Here is a 17,267-nt window from a genome sequence, read left to right on the forward strand (position 1 = left end):
CGGCGGCGAAACTACCCTGCCCGCTCGATCCGGATGACCTGCGGCTTGTCGGTCAGGTGGTCGTCCTTGGTGACGCCGTCGACGGCCTTGCGCACAGCGGCCTCCGTCGTTTCGTGGGTGACGAGGATCACCGTTTTCTGCGCCGCGGCCTCACCGCTGACGGCATGCTGGACGATCGATTCCAGCGAAATATCGTTGTCGGCCATACGCTTGGCGATTGCCGCAAAGACGCCAATACGGTCATGGACGGTAAGCCGGATGAAATAACCGCCGGCATGGCTGCGCATCTGCGCCTTCTTATACGGCTTCAATTCCTTCGCCGGCCGGCCGAAGACCGGACCGTGCTGGAAACCGGGCCGGCTCTTGGCGATGTCGGCGATGTCGCCGATGACGGCCGAGGCGGTCGCGTTGCCGCCCGCGCCGGGACCCGAGAGCAGCAGCTCGCCGAGGATATCGGTCTCGATCGCCACCGCGTTGGTGACACCATGCACCTGCGCGATGACCGAAGCGGTCGGCACCATGGTCGGATGCACGCGCTGCTCGATGCCGCTTTCGGTGCGCTGGGCGACCCCGAGGAGTTTGATGCGGTAGCCGAGATCGCCTGCGGCTCTGATATCGGCCTGGGTGATGTTGGAAATGCCTTCCATGTAGATGTCGTTGGCGGCAATCCTGGTGCCGAAGGCAAGGCTGGTCAGGATCGACAGCTTGTGAGCCGTGTCGTGGCCCTCAATGTCGAAAGTCGGATCGGCTTCGGCATAGCCCAGGCGCTGCGCGTCCTCCAGGCAGGCGTCGAAAGAGATCCCCTCGGCCTCCATGCGGGTCAGTATATAGTTGCAGGTGCCGTTGAGGATGCCGAACACGCGGGTGACGGAGTTGCCCGCCATCGCCTCGCGCATCGTCTTGATGACCGGGATGCCGCCCGCCACCGCCGCTTCGTAGTTCAGCAGCACGCCCTTCTTCTCGGCGATCTCGGCAAGTGCCACGCCGTGCTTGGCCAGCAGCGCCTTGTTGGCGGTGACGACATGGCGGCCGGCTTCCAGAGCCGCCTTCACTGACGACCGCGCCGGGCCTTCCTCGCCGCCGATCAGTTCGACGAACGCGTCTATATCGGCGGCCTGGGCCAGCTTGACCGGGTCGTCGAACCATGTCGCGTCGCCAAGATCGAGGCCACGGTCGCGTTTCCGGTCACGCGCCGAGACCGCCGTGATAACGATGTCGCGGCCGCATTGCCGGGTCAGTTCCGTTGCCTTGTCGCGTAGGACGCGCGCCACCGAGGCGCCGACGGTTCCCAGACCGGCAATTCCAACACGCAATGCTTCAGCCATGGAAGGCGATGACCCCTCAAAAATCAATCGAAATCGCTGCCGAAAAACCTACCGGTGAGCGGACAGCGGAACCACATTGTTGGGCTGCTTGGCGCTGCTCGACAGGAAGCGCTTGATGTTGCGCGCCGCCTGCCGGATCCGATGCTCGTTCTCGACCAGCGCCAGCCGCACAAAATCGTCGCCATGCTCCCCGAAGCCAACGCCGGGCGCCACCGCCACATCGGCGTGTTCGATCAGCAGCTTGGAGAATTCCAGCGAGCCGAGATGCCGGAAAGGTTCGGGGATCGGCGCCCAGGCAAACATCGAGGCGGCCGGAGCCGGAACGGTCCACCCGGCTCGGCCGAAGGCATCGACCATCACGTCGCGGCGCTTGTGATAGATGTCGCGGACCTCGGCAATGTCGGCGCCGTCGCCGTTGAGCGCATGGGCGGCGGCCACCTGAATGGGCGTGAAGGCGCCGTAGTCGAGATAGGATTTCACTCTGGTCAGCGCCGAGATCAGCCGCTCGTTGCCGACAGCGAATCCCATCCGCCAGCCCGGCATAGAGAAGGTCTTCGACATCGAGGTAAACTCGACACAGACGTCGATGGCGCCCGGCACCTGCAGCACCGAGGGCGGCGGATTGCCGTCGAAATAGATTTCCGAATAGGCAAGGTCGGACAGGATGATGATGTCGTTCTTCTTGGCGAAAGCGACCACGTCCTTGTAGAAATCGAGCGAAGCGACCAGCGCCGTCGGGTTGGACGGATAGTTGAGGATCAGCGCGAGCGGCTTCGGGATCGAGTGGCGCACACCGCGCTCGAGTGCCGGGATAAAGCCGTCATCCGGCTCCACCTGCAGCGAGCGAATGACCCCGCCCGACATGATGAAGCCGAAGGCATGGATAGGATAGGTCGGATTGGGACACAGGATCACGTCGCCTGGGGCGGTAATGGCCTGCGCCATGTTGGCGAAGCCCTCTTTCGAACCGAGCGTGGCCACAATCTGCGTGTCGGGATTGAGCTTCACGCCGAAGCGGCGGGCATAATAATTGGCCTGGGCGCGGCGCAGGCCCGGTATGCCTCGCGACGAGGAATAGCGGTGGGTGCGTGGGTCGCGCACGACCTCGCACAATTTGTCGACAATGCCCTTCGGCGTCGGCAGGTCCGGATTGCCCATCCCCAGGTCGATAATGTCGGCGCCGCGCGAGCGGGCGCTGGCCTTCAGTCTGTTGACCTGCTCGAAGACGTAGGGAGGAAGCCGGCGGACCTTGTGAAATTCTTCCATTTCGGTTCCAGACATCGAAAGGCCCAGCACATCCGGGCATTGGGCGCGCGCTATATACTTATTTGCAGTTAGGGTCGAGGGCGGGGTCGCATTTGCCTTCGATCTGCTTCAGCGTTTGATCGCCATGCCTCTTGGCGAGATCCTTGAGCGCGGCCTGGTTGGATACCCTCGCGCCACCGCCCTTGCGGGCCTGCGCGTTGCTGTCGGCCTTCAACTCGGCGAGCTTGGCGTTCTTCTCCTCCTCGGTGAACTGAGGCGCCGCGACCTGTGGCTTGATGTTCAGATTTGGAAAGGTGCCGGTATCCTTCGGTCCGGCCTCGACCGCCACTGGCATCGGCCCGCTGCTGCCGGTGCTCGAGCATCCCGCCACGCCAAGCAGGATCATCGCCGCGCCGACGCGGCAAAAACGGCCGGCGCCAGAAAAAACAGTCTCGCCAATAATATTCGTCATATTGTTTCCTTGGCAGCCGAGATAGAGCGGGGTTGGACCCGATCGGACGTCCCATGTTACTATGTCAAGAAAACGCCCAGGGAGGAACCCCGCGCACCATGTCCAAAACACCCGATTCGGGCAAAGCGGAAGATGACGAGCCTTCGACCGTCGAGCAATATCTGGTGAAGGATCCGGAACGTTTCGCCCTGAATATGGCGCGCATGATCGAGCAGGCCGGCAAGGCCGCTTCCGCCTGGGCCGAACCGCGAGAAAAAGGCGACGTTCGCGACAGCGTGGCGGAGCCGGTTGTCGACATGGTCAAGACCTTCTCCAAGCTCAGCGAATACTGGCTGGCAGACCCGCAACGCGCGCTGGACGCGCAGACGCGGCTGTTCTCGGGCTACATGACTGTGTGGGCCAACGCCATCCAACGCACCAGCAGCGCGGCGCAGGACACCGAAGACGCGGTCAAGCCCGAACGCGGCGACAAGCGCTTTCTCGACCCTGAATGGGGCCGCAACGCCTTCTTCGATTTCCTCAAGCAGGCCTATCTCGTCACCTCGCGCTGGGCAGCCGATCTGGTCGAACACGCCGAAGGTCTTGACGAGCACACCCGCCACAAGGCGGGCTTCTACGTCAAGCAGGTGTCCAACGCCATCTCGCCTTCGAACTTCATCCTGACCAATCCTGAACTGTTTCGCGAGACCGTGGCGTCGAATGGCGAGAACCTGGTGCGCGGCATGAGGATGCTGGCCGAGGACATCGCGGCCGGCAAGGGCGACCTGAAACTGCGCCAGGCCGACTATTCTCCGTTCGAGATCGGCAGGAACATCGCCACCACGCCGGGCAAGGTGGTTGCGCGCAGCGACGTCGCGGAGATCATCCAGTACAATCCGTCGACCGAGACGGTGCTCAAGCGGCCGCTTTTGATCTGCCCCCCATGGATCAACAAGTTCTACATCCTCGACCTCAACCCGCAGAAATCCTTCATCCGTTGGGCGATCGAGCAGGGGCACACTGTTTTCGTCATCTCCTGGATCAACCCGGACGAGCGGCACGGCAATAAGGACTGGGAGGCCTACATAAGGGAAGGCCTGCAATACTCCCTCGACACGATCGAGAAGGCCACCGGCGAACGCGAGGTCAATGCGATCGGCTACTGCGTCGGCGGCACGCTGCTGGCCGCTGCCCTTGCCCTGATGGCGCAGGAAGGCGATGACCGCATCAAGTCGGCAACTTTTTTCACCACGCAGGTCGACTTCACACATGCCGGCGACCTCAAAGTGTTCGTCGATGAAGAGCAGGTCGCGGCAGTCGAGCGGGCCATGAACGACAAGGGCTATCTCGACGGCACCAAGATGGCGACAGCATTCAACATGCTGCGCTCGGGCGACCTGATCTGGCCCTATGTCGTCAACAACTATATGCGCGGCAAGGATCCCCTGCCCTTCGACCTCCTCTATTGGAACGCCGATTCGACCCGCATGGCGGCCGCTAATCACTCGTTCTATCTGCGCAACTGCTATCTCGAAAACAATCTCTCGCGGGGAACGATGAAACTGGCGGGGCGCACCGTCTCCCTCGGGGACATCACCATCCCGGTCTACAACCTGGCCTCCAAGGAGGATCACATCGCGCCGGCGCTCTCGGTGTTCCTCGGGTCCAGATATTTTGGCGGCCCCGTGGAGTATGTCATGGCAGGATCCGGCCATATTGCCGGGGTCGTCAATCCGCCCGCGACAAACAAATATCAGTATTGGACGGGCGACAAGCCCACAGGGGACTTCGAACAATGGATAGCCCGCGCGTCCATCCACCCCGGGTCGTGGTGGCCGCACTGGCAAAGCTGGATAGAGGCCCGGGACGGCGCCCGCGTCCCTGCACGCGCACCCGGAAAACACACGAAAACCCTCGGCGACGCTCCGGGCACCTATGTCAAGGTCCGCGTGTAACGGAGTGTAATGTCTGGTGAGTTGACGAGCCCGCCAAAGCGGGCGAAATGGGTCGTCAACTATCCGGCGGCCCTAACTCGGCAATCAGCGCTAAAATACTTTCAGGCTTGCGGAATTGACACAGATCCCGTTTCCGCATTGGAGACAAGCCGCCTTGGACAGTCGCACATCAAGTGCTGGCCAGGGTTGTGCCGGCGGGGCACCGAGGGGGAATTTGAACTTGAATTCAGCAGGTTGGAGCCTCGCCAAGGGAGAACGCCGCGTCCTGGCGGCAGTGTTCTGCTCCTTGCTACTGGCTTCCTGCACCTCCGCTGGCGACCCGACCATGTCGGTTGGAATGCCCGCCTACAACGCCACTGCGCCGGACATGAGCAACGCGTCTGGCGCCAAAACCGTGAGCGTTGCCGATTCGTCCCAACTCGCTACCGGGCAAACCACGGTGATGACGGCGACCGATACGGCGCTGCCCGAGACGGTCGCTTACGTGCCGAAGGCCAATCCACAAGCGGCTTTTCCAGTGGCTGCCCCTGAGGGCGCCGACACGATCGTGGGCAACACCCCGCAGGCCCTGCAGCCGCCGACGCAAACAGCTCGGCAGACGGATGCTGTCGCCGAGCAGATCGCGGCTGCCGACGCCAGTGTCACCGGGCCGCGTCCCGCACCCGCGCCGGCGATGAACAATCCAGTCTATGTCACGGCTGGCGAAACGCCGCCGGCCGAACCTGTCAAGAAGTCGTTCCTGGCCTCCTTCTTCGGCGCCAAGCCCGTCGCGGCCGCGCCAGCCAGCAACGCCAGGTCGGGAGAGCAAACCATCGCCGTGTCGGCCAAGCCGGCGCGACCGGAGGCAAAGCCAGTCATAACGCTCGCATCGGCCGATTCGGCGGCGAAGCCGGTGCAATTGGCCTCCCTCGGCGGTGATCAGAATTTCTCCGGCAACGCCTTGCCCGGCGTGCGCCAGACCGCCCTGTTCGAAATCAAGCGCAAGTCCGGCCTGGACGACGAAAGCGACGTCGACCTCAATGAGGATGAGGGTTCGGGCGGTTCCTACCAGGTCGCGTCCGCTGCCGGCATGGCCCGCCTGGCGCCGAACGGATTGCTCAAGCAGAACGAGACGGTCGACGTGGCATGCCTGAAGCCGTCCCTGGTGCGCGTGTTGAAGACGATCGAAGGTCATTACGGCCGCAAAATGACAGTGACCTCGGGCTATCGCGACCCGGCGCGCAACCGCCGCGCCAACGGCGCAAAGAATTCGCTGCACATGTATTGCGCCGCCGCCGACATCCAGGTGCCTGGCGTTTCCAAATGGGAGCTGGCCAGCTATATCAGGACCATGCCTGGCCGCGGCGGCGTCGGTACCTATTGCCACACGGAATCGGTGCACATCGATGTGGGCCCGGAACGCGACTGGAACTGGCGCTGCCGCCGGCGCAGCAGCCGGGGCTGAAAACGCGTCTTACCATCGATTCGATTTCGATCAGGTTCCCCGTCGATCAGTCCTGCTCACCTGCCGCCTCGCTTCCCAACAGCAAGGCGTCAGACCTCGCCAATCCGAACGCAATGCACGATTTTACCTCCGGGCAAAAAAGTTGCCCTAGGTGGCACCAGACGGGTTGCCGGTAGCGCTCAACGCCAGTATAAGCCGCTTCGTCTGAGCGCGCCCATCGTCTAGCGGTTAGGACACCGCCCTTTCACGGCGGTAACAGGGGTTCGATTCCCCTTGGGCGTACCAGTTTTTTCCATAGGGTTAGCCGGTGCGGAATGTTGGCTGATGCGTTGGCGACGCTCGGTGTGCCTCGGCCTTCCAACAGCCTTGAACTGATCCGGTCGTCAGCCCGCTTCGGCGGCGGCCAGCATGTGCATTTCGTTCTGCACTGCGAAGAAGAAGCGGCGAACCTCGTCGACGGCCGCGGCCCTGTCCCTGCCCGTTCCGACGATATGATCGAGCAGTTCCGTGGCCTTTGCCTTCCAGAACGAGGTCGCTGTATCGCCATGCAAAGTTTCCAGCGTCGCCGCCACTTCCCGAACAAGGAAAACCTGACGATCAATCGGGAACGCGCGCACGTTTGCTGAGGACATCTTCCGAACCATGAGACTGACGCAACGAATCAACTATTGCTGGACAAGCAATAGGTAGCCTCGAAAGTGGAAATGGACCCTTAACAGCGCTAATGGCGAAGCTTTGGCGCGCGCCGCCGAAAAGCCTAACCCGTACCTCTCTTCATGTCTTCAGAACGCGATCTCTGCTCCCGGACAGACCAACGTGTCCGTCGATACCCTCAGGCCCGCAGGCCGTTCGCCTGGCCTCCGCGTTTGGGGGGAGTCATCATATCCTTTGCCATGAGCCCGCTGACACGGCAGAACGCCATGAACGCTCGACAAGCTTCCTCGGTTTTCACGACCTCGACAGTGGCGCCGAAGCAGGCATTGAATGCTTTCTGGTACACCGGCCCCTGCCGATGCGCCGGCCAGCCCTGGAGAAAATCGAGCGCCTGTTCGACGCCGTAGATCTCCTCGACTGGCAGACCGGGTGCGGGCGTGATGCGCACCGGTACCTCGAATTGCAATCTGTCCATCTCTGCCTCCTGACCCGGCGTGGCCCAAGAACGCCGTTTGTCGTCAAAAGTTGCCGAGAACGTTCTTTAGACCGAAAATGTGTCGCCGCGAGGGTGACGCCACCCACCCCGCGGGTGGCGCCTGGAGGCGGCGGCTTACTGGTTCGCCGGATCCGTCTCCGCATCGAAGGCCATGCGAACGGCCATGATCAGCACGATTGCGGAGGGCACCGCGAAGACGCCGCCGAGTATCAGCGCCGCCACCGCCGTCAGGCCGAGCGTCTCGGCAACCGCCCAATAGACGGTGCCGATGCAGATGAGCGCTTGAACTGACAGAAAGGCCGCGGCCGAGACCGCGCTTGACAGAGTTTTGAATGTCTTGATGCGTTGCATTTGAATTATCCGGAATGACGCGCCGCGCGAACGGTGCGCGGGCACAGGGCCGCCGCAGGTCACGACGCGAGCAGAAACAGGTCGGTGGTGGAAGCTGCGGCTCTGGCCGCTCAGGCCTCGGCCGGCGGGGCGCGCGGCTGGTTGGCACCCGCCCCAGGCGCGAAGACTGTTTTGAATTCAGCGGCAATCGCACCGGAAGAAGCCGCTTCGAACCAGACGGCACCGACGTCGGGGACCGGCAATACGGGGTGACCGCCGGCAAACTTAGCCAGCACCGGCCGCACCGCGCGAATTTCCAGCGCCGGAGCCTTGCCGGTGAAGCGTAAGAGCGCCGCGACATCTCCGGTCCGTTCCACGCCAACGCTGGCGGCGCCTTGTGCGGCGGCGGCCGAGACCGGCAGGCCGGGCCGACCGAGGCACAACATGGCCAGCAGCACCACGCCTATCAGGCATGAGCAGACCGCTTTCAGCGGCGCTTCAAGAAGTCCGGAGTGGCCGGCCACTGGAGGGGTGCGCGATGTCCAAGACATAACCCGCCCTAACGCGTGGTGACCGAAAAGGAAAGTACCGGCGGGAACGCCGACCAAGAGCTATGGGGGCGAAGCGAATAGATGGCTGTCGATGCGCGCCAGGCAGTTCTTCCTTGAACCTTTCGCCCTCAAGTGCCAAATCTGTGGGGATTTTCACTCTGGCTCTCGCAACGGGCCCTTTCGGCAATACGGACACATGGTCACTTATCTAGACGCCGCCACGGCCCCCCTCAGAAATACCGGCCAGATCCGCCTTTATGGCGAGGATGGCTTTGCCGGCATGCGCAAGGCGTGTGACCTCACGGCGCGCTGCCTCGACGAACTGGTGCCCATGGTCCAGCCGGGCGTCACCACCGACGCCATCGACCGTTTCGTCTTCGAGTTTGGAATGGACCACGGCGCGCTGCCCGCCACGCTCAACTATCGCGGCTACACCAAGTCCTCCTGCACCTCGATCAACCACGTGGTCTGCCATGGCATTCCCGACAACAAGCCGCTCAAGGACGGCGACATCGTCAACATCGACGTCACCTATATCCTCGATGGCTGGCATGGCGATTCCTCGCGCATGTATCCGGTGGGCACGATCAAGCGCGCAGCCGAACGGCTGCTCGAAGTTACCCATGAATGCCTGATGCTCGGCATCGCGGCGATCAGGCCGGGTGCCCGCACCGGCGCCATCGGCGCCGCCATTCAGACATATGCAGAGGCCGAGCGCTGCTCCGTTGTGCGCGATTTCTGCGGCCACGGGGTAGGCCAGCTTTTCCACGACGCGCCCAACATCCTGCACTATGGCAGCGCCCATGAAGGCGTCGAGATGCGCCCCGGCATGATCTTTACGGTCGAGCCGATGATCAATCTCGGCCGGCCGCATGTGAAGGTCCTGTCGGATGGCTGGACGGCCGTGACACGCGACCGCTCCCTGTCGGCGCAGTACGAGCACACAATCGGCGTGACCGAAACCGGCTGCGAGATTTTCACGCTGTCGCCAAACAAGCTCGACCGTCCCGGCCTGCCGGCCTAATCTTCTCAAGCCGGTTCATCCGGCGACCAAATGCGGGGGCGCTGGGGGATGGGAAACGGCGACGACGAGCGGAGTTTCTTCGCGGAAATGCCGGCCAGGCCGATGAAGGCCAAGGCAGCCGAGGAAAAGCCGCATTACCTCGGCCATCGCGACCGTCTGCGCGAGCGCTTCGCCTCGGCGGGTGCGGATGCCCTGCCCGACTACGAACTGCTCGAGCTTTTGCTGTTTCGCCTGATCCCACGCGCCGACACCAAGCCGGTCGCCAAGGCGCTGCTGACCCGCTTCGGCACGCTGGCAGAAGTGCTGGGAGCGCCACTTGGCCTGCTGCAAGAGGTCAAAGGAATCGGCCCCGCGGTGGCGCTCGACCTGAAGGTTGTCGCTGCGACGGCGCAGCGCATGGCCCGCGGTGAAGTTCACGGCCGGGAGATCCTGTCATCATGGACGCAGCTTCTCGACTATTGCCGGTCGGCCATGGCTTTCGAGGACCGTGAACAATTCCGCATCCTGTTCCTCGATAAGAAGAACGCGCTGATCGCCGACGAAGTTCAACAGGTCGGCACCGTCGACCACACGCCTGTCTATCCGCGCGAAGTGGTCAAGCGCGCGCTCGAACTCTCCGCCACCGCGATTATCCTGGTCCACAACCATCCATCGGGCGATCCGACCCCATCGCGCGCCGACATCGAGATGACCAAGGAAATCATTGACGCGGCCAAGCGGCTTGGCGTCTCCGTCCATGACCACCTTATCATCGGGCGAAAGGGCTATGCCAGCATGAAGGGCCTGTTGCTGATCTGACGGATAGGTGTTGCGTCCATGCGGCGGCCCGGGACAGCGGCAAAGCCGCGAATCGGGCGGTCTGACCCGGAGTGCGGCCGGTTCAGGCCTATGGCGAAGCGGTGTTGCAGCTGTCCGCGATGCGCTCGACGGCGTCTTCGACGCCGGCGAGGTTGAAATCGGCCTCGCCGCGTCCCGACAGCAAGCCGAACCGCCATGAAAGCAAGAGCCGGCTCGCGGAAGCAAGGCGTTTGATTCCATCGGCGCCGTCGCGGACCAGCATCCGCCCGCGCGGAGCGACCGACCAGTTCTCATCGAACTTGCTACCACCGTCGATGGCGACCGACATGGTGATCTTGCGGCTTGAGGAGACGGCGTCGTTCAATTGCAACCATTCAGTCCAACGCCGGTCGCCTGTGGCCCGGCAGGCAATGGTAAGCACCGGGCTATAGCTCAGCGCACCGCCGCCGGTAATCAGCTTGTTGGTCGCGTGAAGCGACGCTGTGACCATGCCATCTTCGCCGGTACCAAAGCGCCAGCTGTCGGAGATCGCATCGGCATGGGCGCTGCCACATGCCAGGACAAGGACCAGCAAGATGGCAGTGACGTGCCCGATTTCGACGAATAGCCTCAACACGCTCTCCAACGACCGATGCCGCCCACGATAGAGCGCAGATAATGATCAATGCGTCATATTCACAGCCAGCGTTAGCGATGCATACGGGCCTGTTGCATATCCGCAACAAAAAGGCCGCCTCAAAGGGCGGCCTTTCCTGTCTCAAAGGAGCATCGGTAATTACTCGGCTTCCTTGGTCGCCTTTTTCTTTGGCGCGGCCTTCTTCTTTGGCTCCTGCGCTTCGTCGGCCGGAGCTGCATCGCTTGCAGAAGCCTCGTCCTTCTTGGCGGTCTTCTTTGCAGGCTTGGACTTGGCTGGGGTTTCGGCTTCCTCGTCGTCTGCCATCAGCTCTTCCTTGCTGACCTTGACATCGGTGACCGAGATCTGACCGAGTAGGTGGTCGACGACCTTCTCTTCGAACATCGGGGCCCGCAGGGCGTTCAGCGCCTCGGGGTTGCCGCGGTAGAATTCGAAAGCCTCCTGCTGCTGGTTGGCAGGGAAGCGGCGAACCTGCTCGAACAGGCCGCGCTGCAATTCCTCGTCCGAGACGGTGACGCCGGCCTTTTCGCCGATTTCCGCCAGAACCAGACCAAGGCGCACGCGGCGCTCGGCGAGCCGCAGATATTCGGCCCGTGCTTCCTCTTCCGTCGTCTCTTCGTCGACGAAGGTGCGGCCGGCTGCTTCCAGGTCGCGGTTGACCTGAGCCCAGATGTTGTTGAACTCGGCGTCGATGAGTTTCGACGGCGCCTCGAACGAATAGGCCGCGTCCAGCTGGTCGAGAAGCTGACGCTTGACCTTCTGACGCGTCATCGCGCCGAACTGGTTCTCGATCTGGCCGCGCACGACATCGCGCAGGCGCTCAAGCGATTCAAGGCCGAGGTTCTTGGCGGTCTCGTCGTTGATCTCGAGCTCGCCGGGCTTGGAGACTTCCTTGACGGTGACGTCGAAGGTGGCTTCCTTGCCGGCCAGATTGGCCGCCTGATAATTTTCCGGGAAGGTCACGGTGACCTGCTTTTCATCACCGGCCTTGGTGCCGACCAGCTGGTCCTCGAAGCCGGGGATGAATTCCTTGGAACCCAGCACCAGCGGCTGATCTGTGCCGGCCCCGCCATTGAAGGCCTCGCCGTCGATCTTGCCGACATAGTCGATGGTGACGCGGTCCCCGATTGCCGCCTCGCCCGTCTTTGGCTCGTAGCTCCGGGCCGACTCGGCGACGCGCTGCACCTGCTCGTCGATCTCGCTGTCAGGCACGTCGAAGACCTGACGCGTCACCTTAATGTCGGAGAAATCCTTGATCTCGATTGCCGGAATGATTTCGTAGTTGAGGCGAAACTCGAAATCGGCGCCACCAGCGAGGATCTTCTCGGCTTCCTTCTCGTCCTCGGTCATGATGACTTCGGGCTGCATGGCGGCCTTCTCGCCGCGGCCGGTGATGATCGAGCGGGTCGAATCGTTGAGGATTTCGTTGACCACTTCGGCCATGAACGACTTGCCATAAACCTTGCGCAGGTGCTGCACCGGCACCTTGCCGGGGCGGAAGCCGTTGATGCGAACCTTGTTCCTGGCGTCAGAAAGACGCGCCATCAGCTTGGCTTCCATGTCACCGGCCGGCACGGTGATCTTGATCTCGCGCTTGAGACCGGAGTTGAGTGTTTCGGTGACCTGCATCGTAAAACCTTTGTTTTCACCAATGAGGCTGCCAAACGGCTCTTTTGCCGTTCACAGCCTGCCGGTATAGTTCTGCCGGGAATGGCTTTGGTACGGAACCTGGCGATTTGACCGAAAATTACGGCCCAAACTCTCCCAAACTGCGTCCCAAAATGTGAATAAGTTCTTGTTCTTCCTACTTCTTATCACATTCTGCAGAAGCGGATCGTCGCGTCCCGTCACATTCGACACGCCTTTTGTCACAGGCGAGGCTGATTTTCAACCATCTTCGCGTTCGGGCGGTTTGCCGTTATTTTGACGCGGCTCAACATCTTGTCTTCGACATTGACAGAATGATGGCTACATGGGATTGCCGGACCACGCGGGTATGGCGGAACTGGTAGACGCACCAGATTTAGGTTCTGGCGAGAGATCGTGGGGGTTCGAGTCCCTCTACCCGCACCATCGATCGACATCCATCGGCACTAATAAAGCGGCTCCTCGAACAGGGTCTTGTCGCCGTCGACGAGCGCCTTGATCTGCGCCGTACCATCGCTGGCAAGCGCCAGGCGGATACCGAACGGGCGCACGCGAATATCGTTCTGGATCGCCAGGCCTTCGCCTTCGGGCACGTAGAAGCGCTCGATCCCGTAATCGGGCGCAATCGTCGCGTCTTCTCCGCGCAAGTCCCAGCCCTGCGTAACATGGCCTGAAATGTCGGCCTCCTCCGCTCCGGCCGCCGTCGGAGCCTCGCCGAACCACGCCGTAGCCGGCGCCCAGTAACCGTCAGCGCCCTTCTTCAGCCGGACCACGATCGACGTATCGTCACTGGCGAGCTTGTCCGCCGGAACATTGGCGATCATCTTGACCGGTATGCGGGAAATCTCATAGCCAAGTATTATATAATCACCGCGCAGGAAGTCGCGGGGATCGACGGGTTCGATCTTCAGCAGCACCTCCCTGCCACTACGCAGTATCGCCGCCCGCCCCGCAATGATCCAGCTCAGGAAGCCGATTTGCACGAGCGCCAGCACCAGCGCCGAAATGACAAGCTTCTTCCCGGTCATCATGCCGTCGCTCCTGAATTGACTGGGGCGTTCAAGCGCTTCTCGACGCGGATGATGACAATCGCAAGGACGCCGAGAAGTACAGCGGCCGCAAGGAAGAAGCCGGCCGTGTCGAGCATCGATTGCAGGGTCACGACATAGATGATGGCAAGTTCGAAGGCGAACCCGAGATAGGCAAGCCAACGCAGACCCCTGCTCTCCCTTCCGGCCAGCACGATCGAAGCGACGATGCCGGCAAGGGCGATCACCGAGGCGAGGGCGAAGGCGCCATTGGAGGTGCTCTCATCGGCCAGTTCGAACTGGATCATCGCCAGGCCGGTCAGAAAGCCGAGCAGCGCATGCAGAGGCAGGCGCCCGTCAAGCTGCACAATCCTGTCGACAGGTTCTGGCGCAAAGACGCCGGCCGCGAAAAGCCCGATAGAGACGATGACCAGGGGGATCGCCACCGGCAGCGTCGCATCATGCATGGCCACCAGCATCAGATAGAAGAGCAGTGACAGGATGATCAGATGGCGCGCCGGCTGGCTGCGGGTCCAGAACGAGGCGGCGAACAACACCACCGCCATGACCACGAAGGCGTGCGGAAACGCGGTGCGGCTGAAATAATCGAACCCTTTCAAGAAAAGCCAGCCATCCGCGATGCCGACCGCAGCGACCGTCAATGGGTTGGAACGCAAAGCGACGGCCGCTATCGCCGTGCCGGTGCCCCAGGTGACCAGGGCCGACGCTTGGTCTCCGGACAAATGGTACATCTGGCCGATCAGAGCGATCGAGCCGCCGAACGAGGCCGCGGCCACGATCCACAGTGCCTCGCCGATGGCCGCGTGACCGCGTGTCTTCAACACGGCGCCACCGACATAGCCGCCAAGGATGACGGCGAAGAGGGATGCCACGCGCACCAGCCGCGGAACCGCCTCCCAGTTGGCGGCAACGAAAATCAGGATGGCGGCGCCGAACAGCAGGGCAGCCAGCATGGCCAGGATCGAGCCGAAGCTCAACGATTTCCGCTCGTTGGCGGCAACGTCCTTCGCCAGTATATTGGCCGTCGTCGCATCGATGAAACCGGCTTGCCGCCAACGCGCGATATCCGCGCCGACACGCGATGAATAGCCCCCCATTCCGCCTCTCCCCTATGATCGCCAATTTTCGGCGGCGGCCGCCAACCCCTTGACGTTACGGCATATTCTGATTCTGGCTTGTTTATGTCACTGCCGTGAAGCCTCGTTAATGTTGCATTGCACAATTTGCATTGCTGCCATGCAGCCATAGCGCTTTTAAATCGATGTAGGCCCGCCTATTTAACGTTCGTACACAAACGGAATGATCCGCAAGAAAGACGAAACGAGAACTACAATGAACCTGATCCGCAACTACCGCAACTGGCGCCGCTATCGTGACACCGTGTCCGAGCTGAGCCGCCTGAGCAACCGTGAACTGACCGACCTCGGCATCAGCCGCAGCGACATTCCCTACGTCGCCCGCAAGGCGGTCTAATTCTTCAGACCGCGAATGGTCCGAGCAAGTTTAGAAAAGAGCACGACAATGAACCTGATCCGCAACTATCGTAACTGGCGCGTCTATCGCGAGACGGTTACCGAGCTGGGTCGCCTTTCAAACCGCCAGCTGCACGATCTCGGCATCATCCGCGACGAAATCAAGATCGTTGCACGCCGCGCACTCTGACGACGGAATTTCACTGGGATCGACCTCCTCCCCGAGCCCAGTGAAGACGGTCAGCCCTTACCCTCCTCCCGAGGGTTGACCACCAAAACGGCGCCCGCCGCACCTCCTCCCGCGGCGGGCGCTGTTTCCAAAAGGGTTTCGCCCCTTGCCAAAACGCGAACGAGATTTCGTCAAAGCCGACCTCCTCCCCGGCAATGACGAATAGGCCCGACCTTCACCTCCTCCCGAAGGTTGGCCACAAAAACGGCGCCCGCCGCACCTCCTCCCGCGGCGGGCGCTGTTTCCAAAGCGAACGAAGTTCCCGAAGCGAACGCAGTTCGTCTTTCCCGAAGCGAACGCAGTTCGTCTTGCGAGGAAACGAGATTTCGTCAAAGCCGACCTCCTCCCCGGCGATGACGAATATGGCCGACCTTCACCTCCTCCCGAGGGTTGGCCCCAAAAACGACACCCGCCGGACCTCCTCCCCCGGCGGGTGTTGTTTTTTCGAGCCGCGCCTCTTCGGCCAGGCGGTTCCCGACATCGCCCCTAGACAATTGCAATCGCCTCGATGAGCGATTATTCCGGCGCAGATGAACAAAACTCCAATCCACATCATCGGCGGCGGTTTGGCCGGGTCGGAAGCTGCGTGGCAAGCAGCACAGGCCGGCGTACCGGTCATTCTGCACGAAATGCGCCCGGTTCGCGGCACCGATGCGCACAAGACTGATGGGCTGGCCGAGCTGGTCTGTTCCAATTCCTTTCGCTCGGACGATGCGCAAAACAATGCCGTTGGCCTTCTGCACGCCGAGATGCGGCTGGCCGGCTCGCTGATCATGAGCGCCGGCGACGCCAGCCAGGTGCCGGCCGGCGGCGCGCTTGCCGTGGACCGGGACGGCTTTTCCGACAGGGTGACAAGGGCCCTCGAAGCGCACCCCCTGATCACCATCCAGCGCGAGGAAGTGCCCGGCCTGCCACCGGCGGACTGGGATCAGGCGATCGTCGCCACCGGGCCGCTGACCGCGCCTTCGCTTGCCCAGTCTATCGCTGACGCAACGGGCGCCGATGCGCTGGCCTTCTTCGACGCCATCGCGCCGATCGTCCACTTCGACACGATCGACATGGATATTTGCTGGTTCCAGTCGCGTTACGACAAGGTCGGGCCGGGCGGCACCGGCAAGGATTACATCAACTGTCCGATGGACAAGGAGCAGTACCTTGCCTTTGTGCAGGCGCTTGTCGATGGCCAGAAGACCGAATTCAAGCAATGGGAAGGCACGCCCTATTTCGATGGCTGCCTGCCGATCGAGATCATGGCCGAGCGCGGCGTCGAGACGCTCCGCTATGGCCCGATGAAGCCAATGGGACTGACCAATGCGCACAATCCGACGGTGAAGGCCTATGCTGTCGTGCAGTTGCGCCAGGACAATGCGCTGGGCACGCTCTACAACATGGTCGGATTCCAGACCAAGCTGAAGCATGCCGAACAGGTGCGCGTATTCCGCACTATTCCGGGCCTGCAAAACGCCGATTTTGCCCGTCTGGGCGGCCTGCACCGCAATACCTACATCAACTCGCCGACTCTGCTCGACGCCTCTCTGCAGCTGAAGTCGCGCCCCGGCCTGCGCTTCGCCGGCCAGATCACCGGCTGCGAGGGCTATGTCGAGAGCGCCGCGATCGGCCTGTTGGCCGGACGCTTCGCGGCCGCCGAGAGGCTCGGCCATGCACCATCGCTGCCGCCGCTCACCACGGCCTTCGGTGCGCTGCTCAACCATATCACCGGTGGCCATATCGTTTCCGATGACGAACCGGGGAAGCGCTCCTTCCAGCCGATGAACGTCAATTTCGGCCTGTTCCTCCCGGTCGAGGCGCCGAAAACCGAGGGCAAGCGCATGCGCGGCAAGGACAAGACCGTCGCCAAGCGCCATGCAATCACATCGCGGGCCCTCTGTGACTGCCGGCAATGGCTTGGGCTGCCGGCGCGAACCGCCGAAGCCGCGGAATAGCGACGGCGCCGCAACCAGTC

The 17,267-nt window shown here is 62.3% G+C and carries 18 protein-coding genes and 2 tRNA genes; 9 read left to right on the top strand and 11 right to left on the bottom strand.

Annotation, left to right across the window (positions count from 1 at the left end; genetic code table 11):
* Positions 1–11: 11 nt before the first annotated feature.
* Genes LB513_RS15775 through LB513_RS15785 form a run of 3 tightly spaced genes read right to left on the bottom strand, consistent with a single transcriptional unit; the run spans position 12 to position 3,042 of the window.
* Positions 12–1,325 (bottom strand): homoserine dehydrogenase, encoded by a 1,314-nt coding sequence (locus LB513_RS15775; RefSeq protein ID WP_224664418.1) that lies wholly within the window; start codon positions 1,323–1,325, stop codon positions 12–14.
* 48 nt (positions 1,326–1,373) lie between these two features.
* Positions 1,374–2,591 carry an LL-diaminopimelate aminotransferase gene (locus LB513_RS15780; protein ID WP_224664419.1) on the bottom strand — a complete coding sequence of 406 codons (1,218 nt, stop codon included), beginning with the start codon at positions 2,589–2,591 and terminating at the stop codon, positions 1,374–1,376.
* Positions 2,592–2,649: 58 nt separating this feature from the next.
* Positions 2,650–3,042 carry a hypothetical protein gene (locus LB513_RS15785; RefSeq protein WP_224664420.1) on the bottom strand — a complete coding sequence of 131 codons (393 nt, stop codon included), beginning with the start codon at positions 3,040–3,042 and terminating at the stop codon, positions 2,650–2,652.
* Between the two features lie 98 nt (positions 3,043–3,140).
* Here LB513_RS15785 and phaC point away from each other — a divergent pair, with 98 nt between their 5' ends.
* From phaC to LB513_RS15800, 3 genes are all read left to right on the top strand, one after another.
* A complete protein-coding gene (gene phaC, locus LB513_RS15790; RefSeq protein ID WP_224664421.1) occupies positions 3,141–4,976 on the top strand; it encodes a class I poly(R)-hydroxyalkanoic acid synthase in 1,836 nt (611 codons plus the stop codon).
* 214 nt (positions 4,977–5,190) lie between these two features.
* Positions 5,191–6,420: a D-Ala-D-Ala carboxypeptidase family metallohydrolase gene (locus LB513_RS15795; RefSeq protein ID WP_224664422.1), complete on the top strand. Its 1,230-nt coding sequence runs from the start codon at positions 5,191–5,193 to the stop codon at positions 6,418–6,420.
* Positions 6,421–6,630: 210 nt separating this feature from the next.
* A tRNA-Glu gene (locus tag LB513_RS15800) sits at positions 6,631–6,705 on the top strand.
* A 98-nt stretch (positions 6,706–6,803) separates the two neighbouring features.
* Here the strand turns inward: LB513_RS15800 and LB513_RS15805 are convergent.
* The 4 genes from LB513_RS15805 to LB513_RS15820 form a co-directional block, all read right to left on the bottom strand.
* The gene (locus tag LB513_RS15805; protein ID WP_224664423.1) at positions 6,804–7,052 is read right to left on the bottom strand and encodes a DUF6074 family protein; all 249 of its coding nucleotides are present in this window, start codon (positions 7,050–7,052) and stop codon (positions 6,804–6,806) included.
* Between the two features lie 200 nt (positions 7,053–7,252).
* Positions 7,253–7,549 carry a DUF982 domain-containing protein gene (locus LB513_RS15810; protein WP_224664424.1) on the bottom strand — a complete coding sequence of 99 codons (297 nt, stop codon included), beginning with the start codon at positions 7,547–7,549 and terminating at the stop codon, positions 7,253–7,255.
* A 135-nt stretch (positions 7,550–7,684) separates the two neighbouring features.
* A complete protein-coding gene (locus LB513_RS15815) occupies positions 7,685–7,921 on the bottom strand; it encodes a hypothetical protein (protein WP_224664425.1) in 237 nt (78 codons plus the stop codon).
* A gap of 110 nt (positions 7,922–8,031) precedes the next feature.
* Positions 8,032–8,451 carry a hypothetical protein gene (locus LB513_RS15820; protein ID WP_224664426.1) on the bottom strand — a complete coding sequence of 140 codons (420 nt, stop codon included), beginning with the start codon at positions 8,449–8,451 and terminating at the stop codon, positions 8,032–8,034.
* A 196-nt stretch (positions 8,452–8,647) separates the two neighbouring features.
* Here LB513_RS15820 and map point away from each other — a divergent pair, with 196 nt between their 5' ends.
* Together map and radC are read left to right on the top strand one after the other, a co-directional pair.
* On the top strand, positions 8,648–9,475 hold the full coding sequence (gene map, locus LB513_RS15825) for a type I methionyl aminopeptidase (RefSeq protein ID WP_224664427.1): 828 nt from the start codon (positions 8,648–8,650) through the stop codon (positions 9,473–9,475).
* A gap of 30 nt (positions 9,476–9,505) precedes the next feature.
* The gene (radC, locus tag LB513_RS15830) at positions 9,506–10,273 is read left to right on the top strand and encodes a RadC family protein (RefSeq protein WP_318011196.1); all 768 of its coding nucleotides are present in this window, start codon (positions 9,506–9,508) and stop codon (positions 10,271–10,273) included.
* 88 nt (positions 10,274–10,361) lie between these two features.
* Here the strand turns inward: radC and LB513_RS15835 are convergent, their stop codons facing one another.
* Positions 10,362–10,886, bottom strand: a complete 525-nt coding sequence (locus tag LB513_RS15835) for a hypothetical protein (RefSeq protein WP_224664429.1) — start codon at positions 10,884–10,886, stop codon at positions 10,362–10,364.
* Between the two features lie 162 nt (positions 10,887–11,048).
* Positions 11,049–12,536, bottom strand: a complete 1,488-nt coding sequence (tig, locus tag LB513_RS15840) for a trigger factor (RefSeq protein ID WP_224664430.1) — start codon at positions 12,534–12,536, stop codon at positions 11,049–11,051.
* Between the two features lie 361 nt (positions 12,537–12,897).
* On the opposite strand from tig, the gene LB513_RS15845 reads away from it, so the two are divergent.
* Positions 12,898–12,980, top strand: a tRNA-Leu gene (locus LB513_RS15845).
* 20 nt (positions 12,981–13,000) lie between these two features.
* Here the strand turns inward: LB513_RS15845 and LB513_RS15850 are convergent.
* Together LB513_RS15850 and LB513_RS15855 are read right to left on the bottom strand one after the other, a co-directional pair.
* Positions 13,001–13,585: a GDYXXLXY domain-containing protein gene (locus tag LB513_RS15850; RefSeq protein WP_224664431.1), complete on the bottom strand. Its 585-nt coding sequence runs from the start codon at positions 13,583–13,585 to the stop codon at positions 13,001–13,003.
* Complete coding sequence (locus tag LB513_RS15855; RefSeq protein WP_224664432.1) at positions 13,582–14,700, bottom strand: DUF2157 domain-containing protein; 1,119 nt, start codon at positions 14,698–14,700, stop codon at positions 13,582–13,584. Before LB513_RS15855 ends, LB513_RS15850 begins: the two co-directional genes overlap by 4 nt.
* A gap of 235 nt (positions 14,701–14,935) precedes the next feature.
* Between LB513_RS15855 and LB513_RS15860 the strand changes: the two genes are divergently transcribed.
* From LB513_RS15860 to trmFO, 3 genes are all read left to right on the top strand, one after another.
* Entirely contained in the window at positions 14,936–15,076 is a 141-nt protein-coding gene (locus LB513_RS15860) for a DUF1127 domain-containing protein (protein WP_013531315.1), read from the top strand.
* A 48-nt stretch (positions 15,077–15,124) separates the two neighbouring features.
* A complete protein-coding gene (locus LB513_RS15865; RefSeq protein ID WP_224664433.1) occupies positions 15,125–15,265 on the top strand; it encodes a DUF1127 domain-containing protein in 141 nt (46 codons plus the stop codon).
* Positions 15,266–15,834: 569 nt separating this feature from the next.
* Positions 15,835–17,247 (top strand): methylenetetrahydrofolate--tRNA-(uracil(54)-C(5))-methyltransferase (FADH(2)-oxidizing) TrmFO, encoded by a 1,413-nt coding sequence (gene trmFO, locus LB513_RS15870; protein ID WP_224664434.1) that lies wholly within the window; start codon positions 15,835–15,837, stop codon positions 17,245–17,247.
* Positions 17,248–17,267: the final 20 nt, after the last annotated feature.

The organism is Mesorhizobium sp. ES1-1 (assembly GCF_020164785.1).
Taxonomy (GTDB): domain Bacteria; phylum Pseudomonadota; class Alphaproteobacteria; order Rhizobiales; family Rhizobiaceae; genus Mesorhizobium.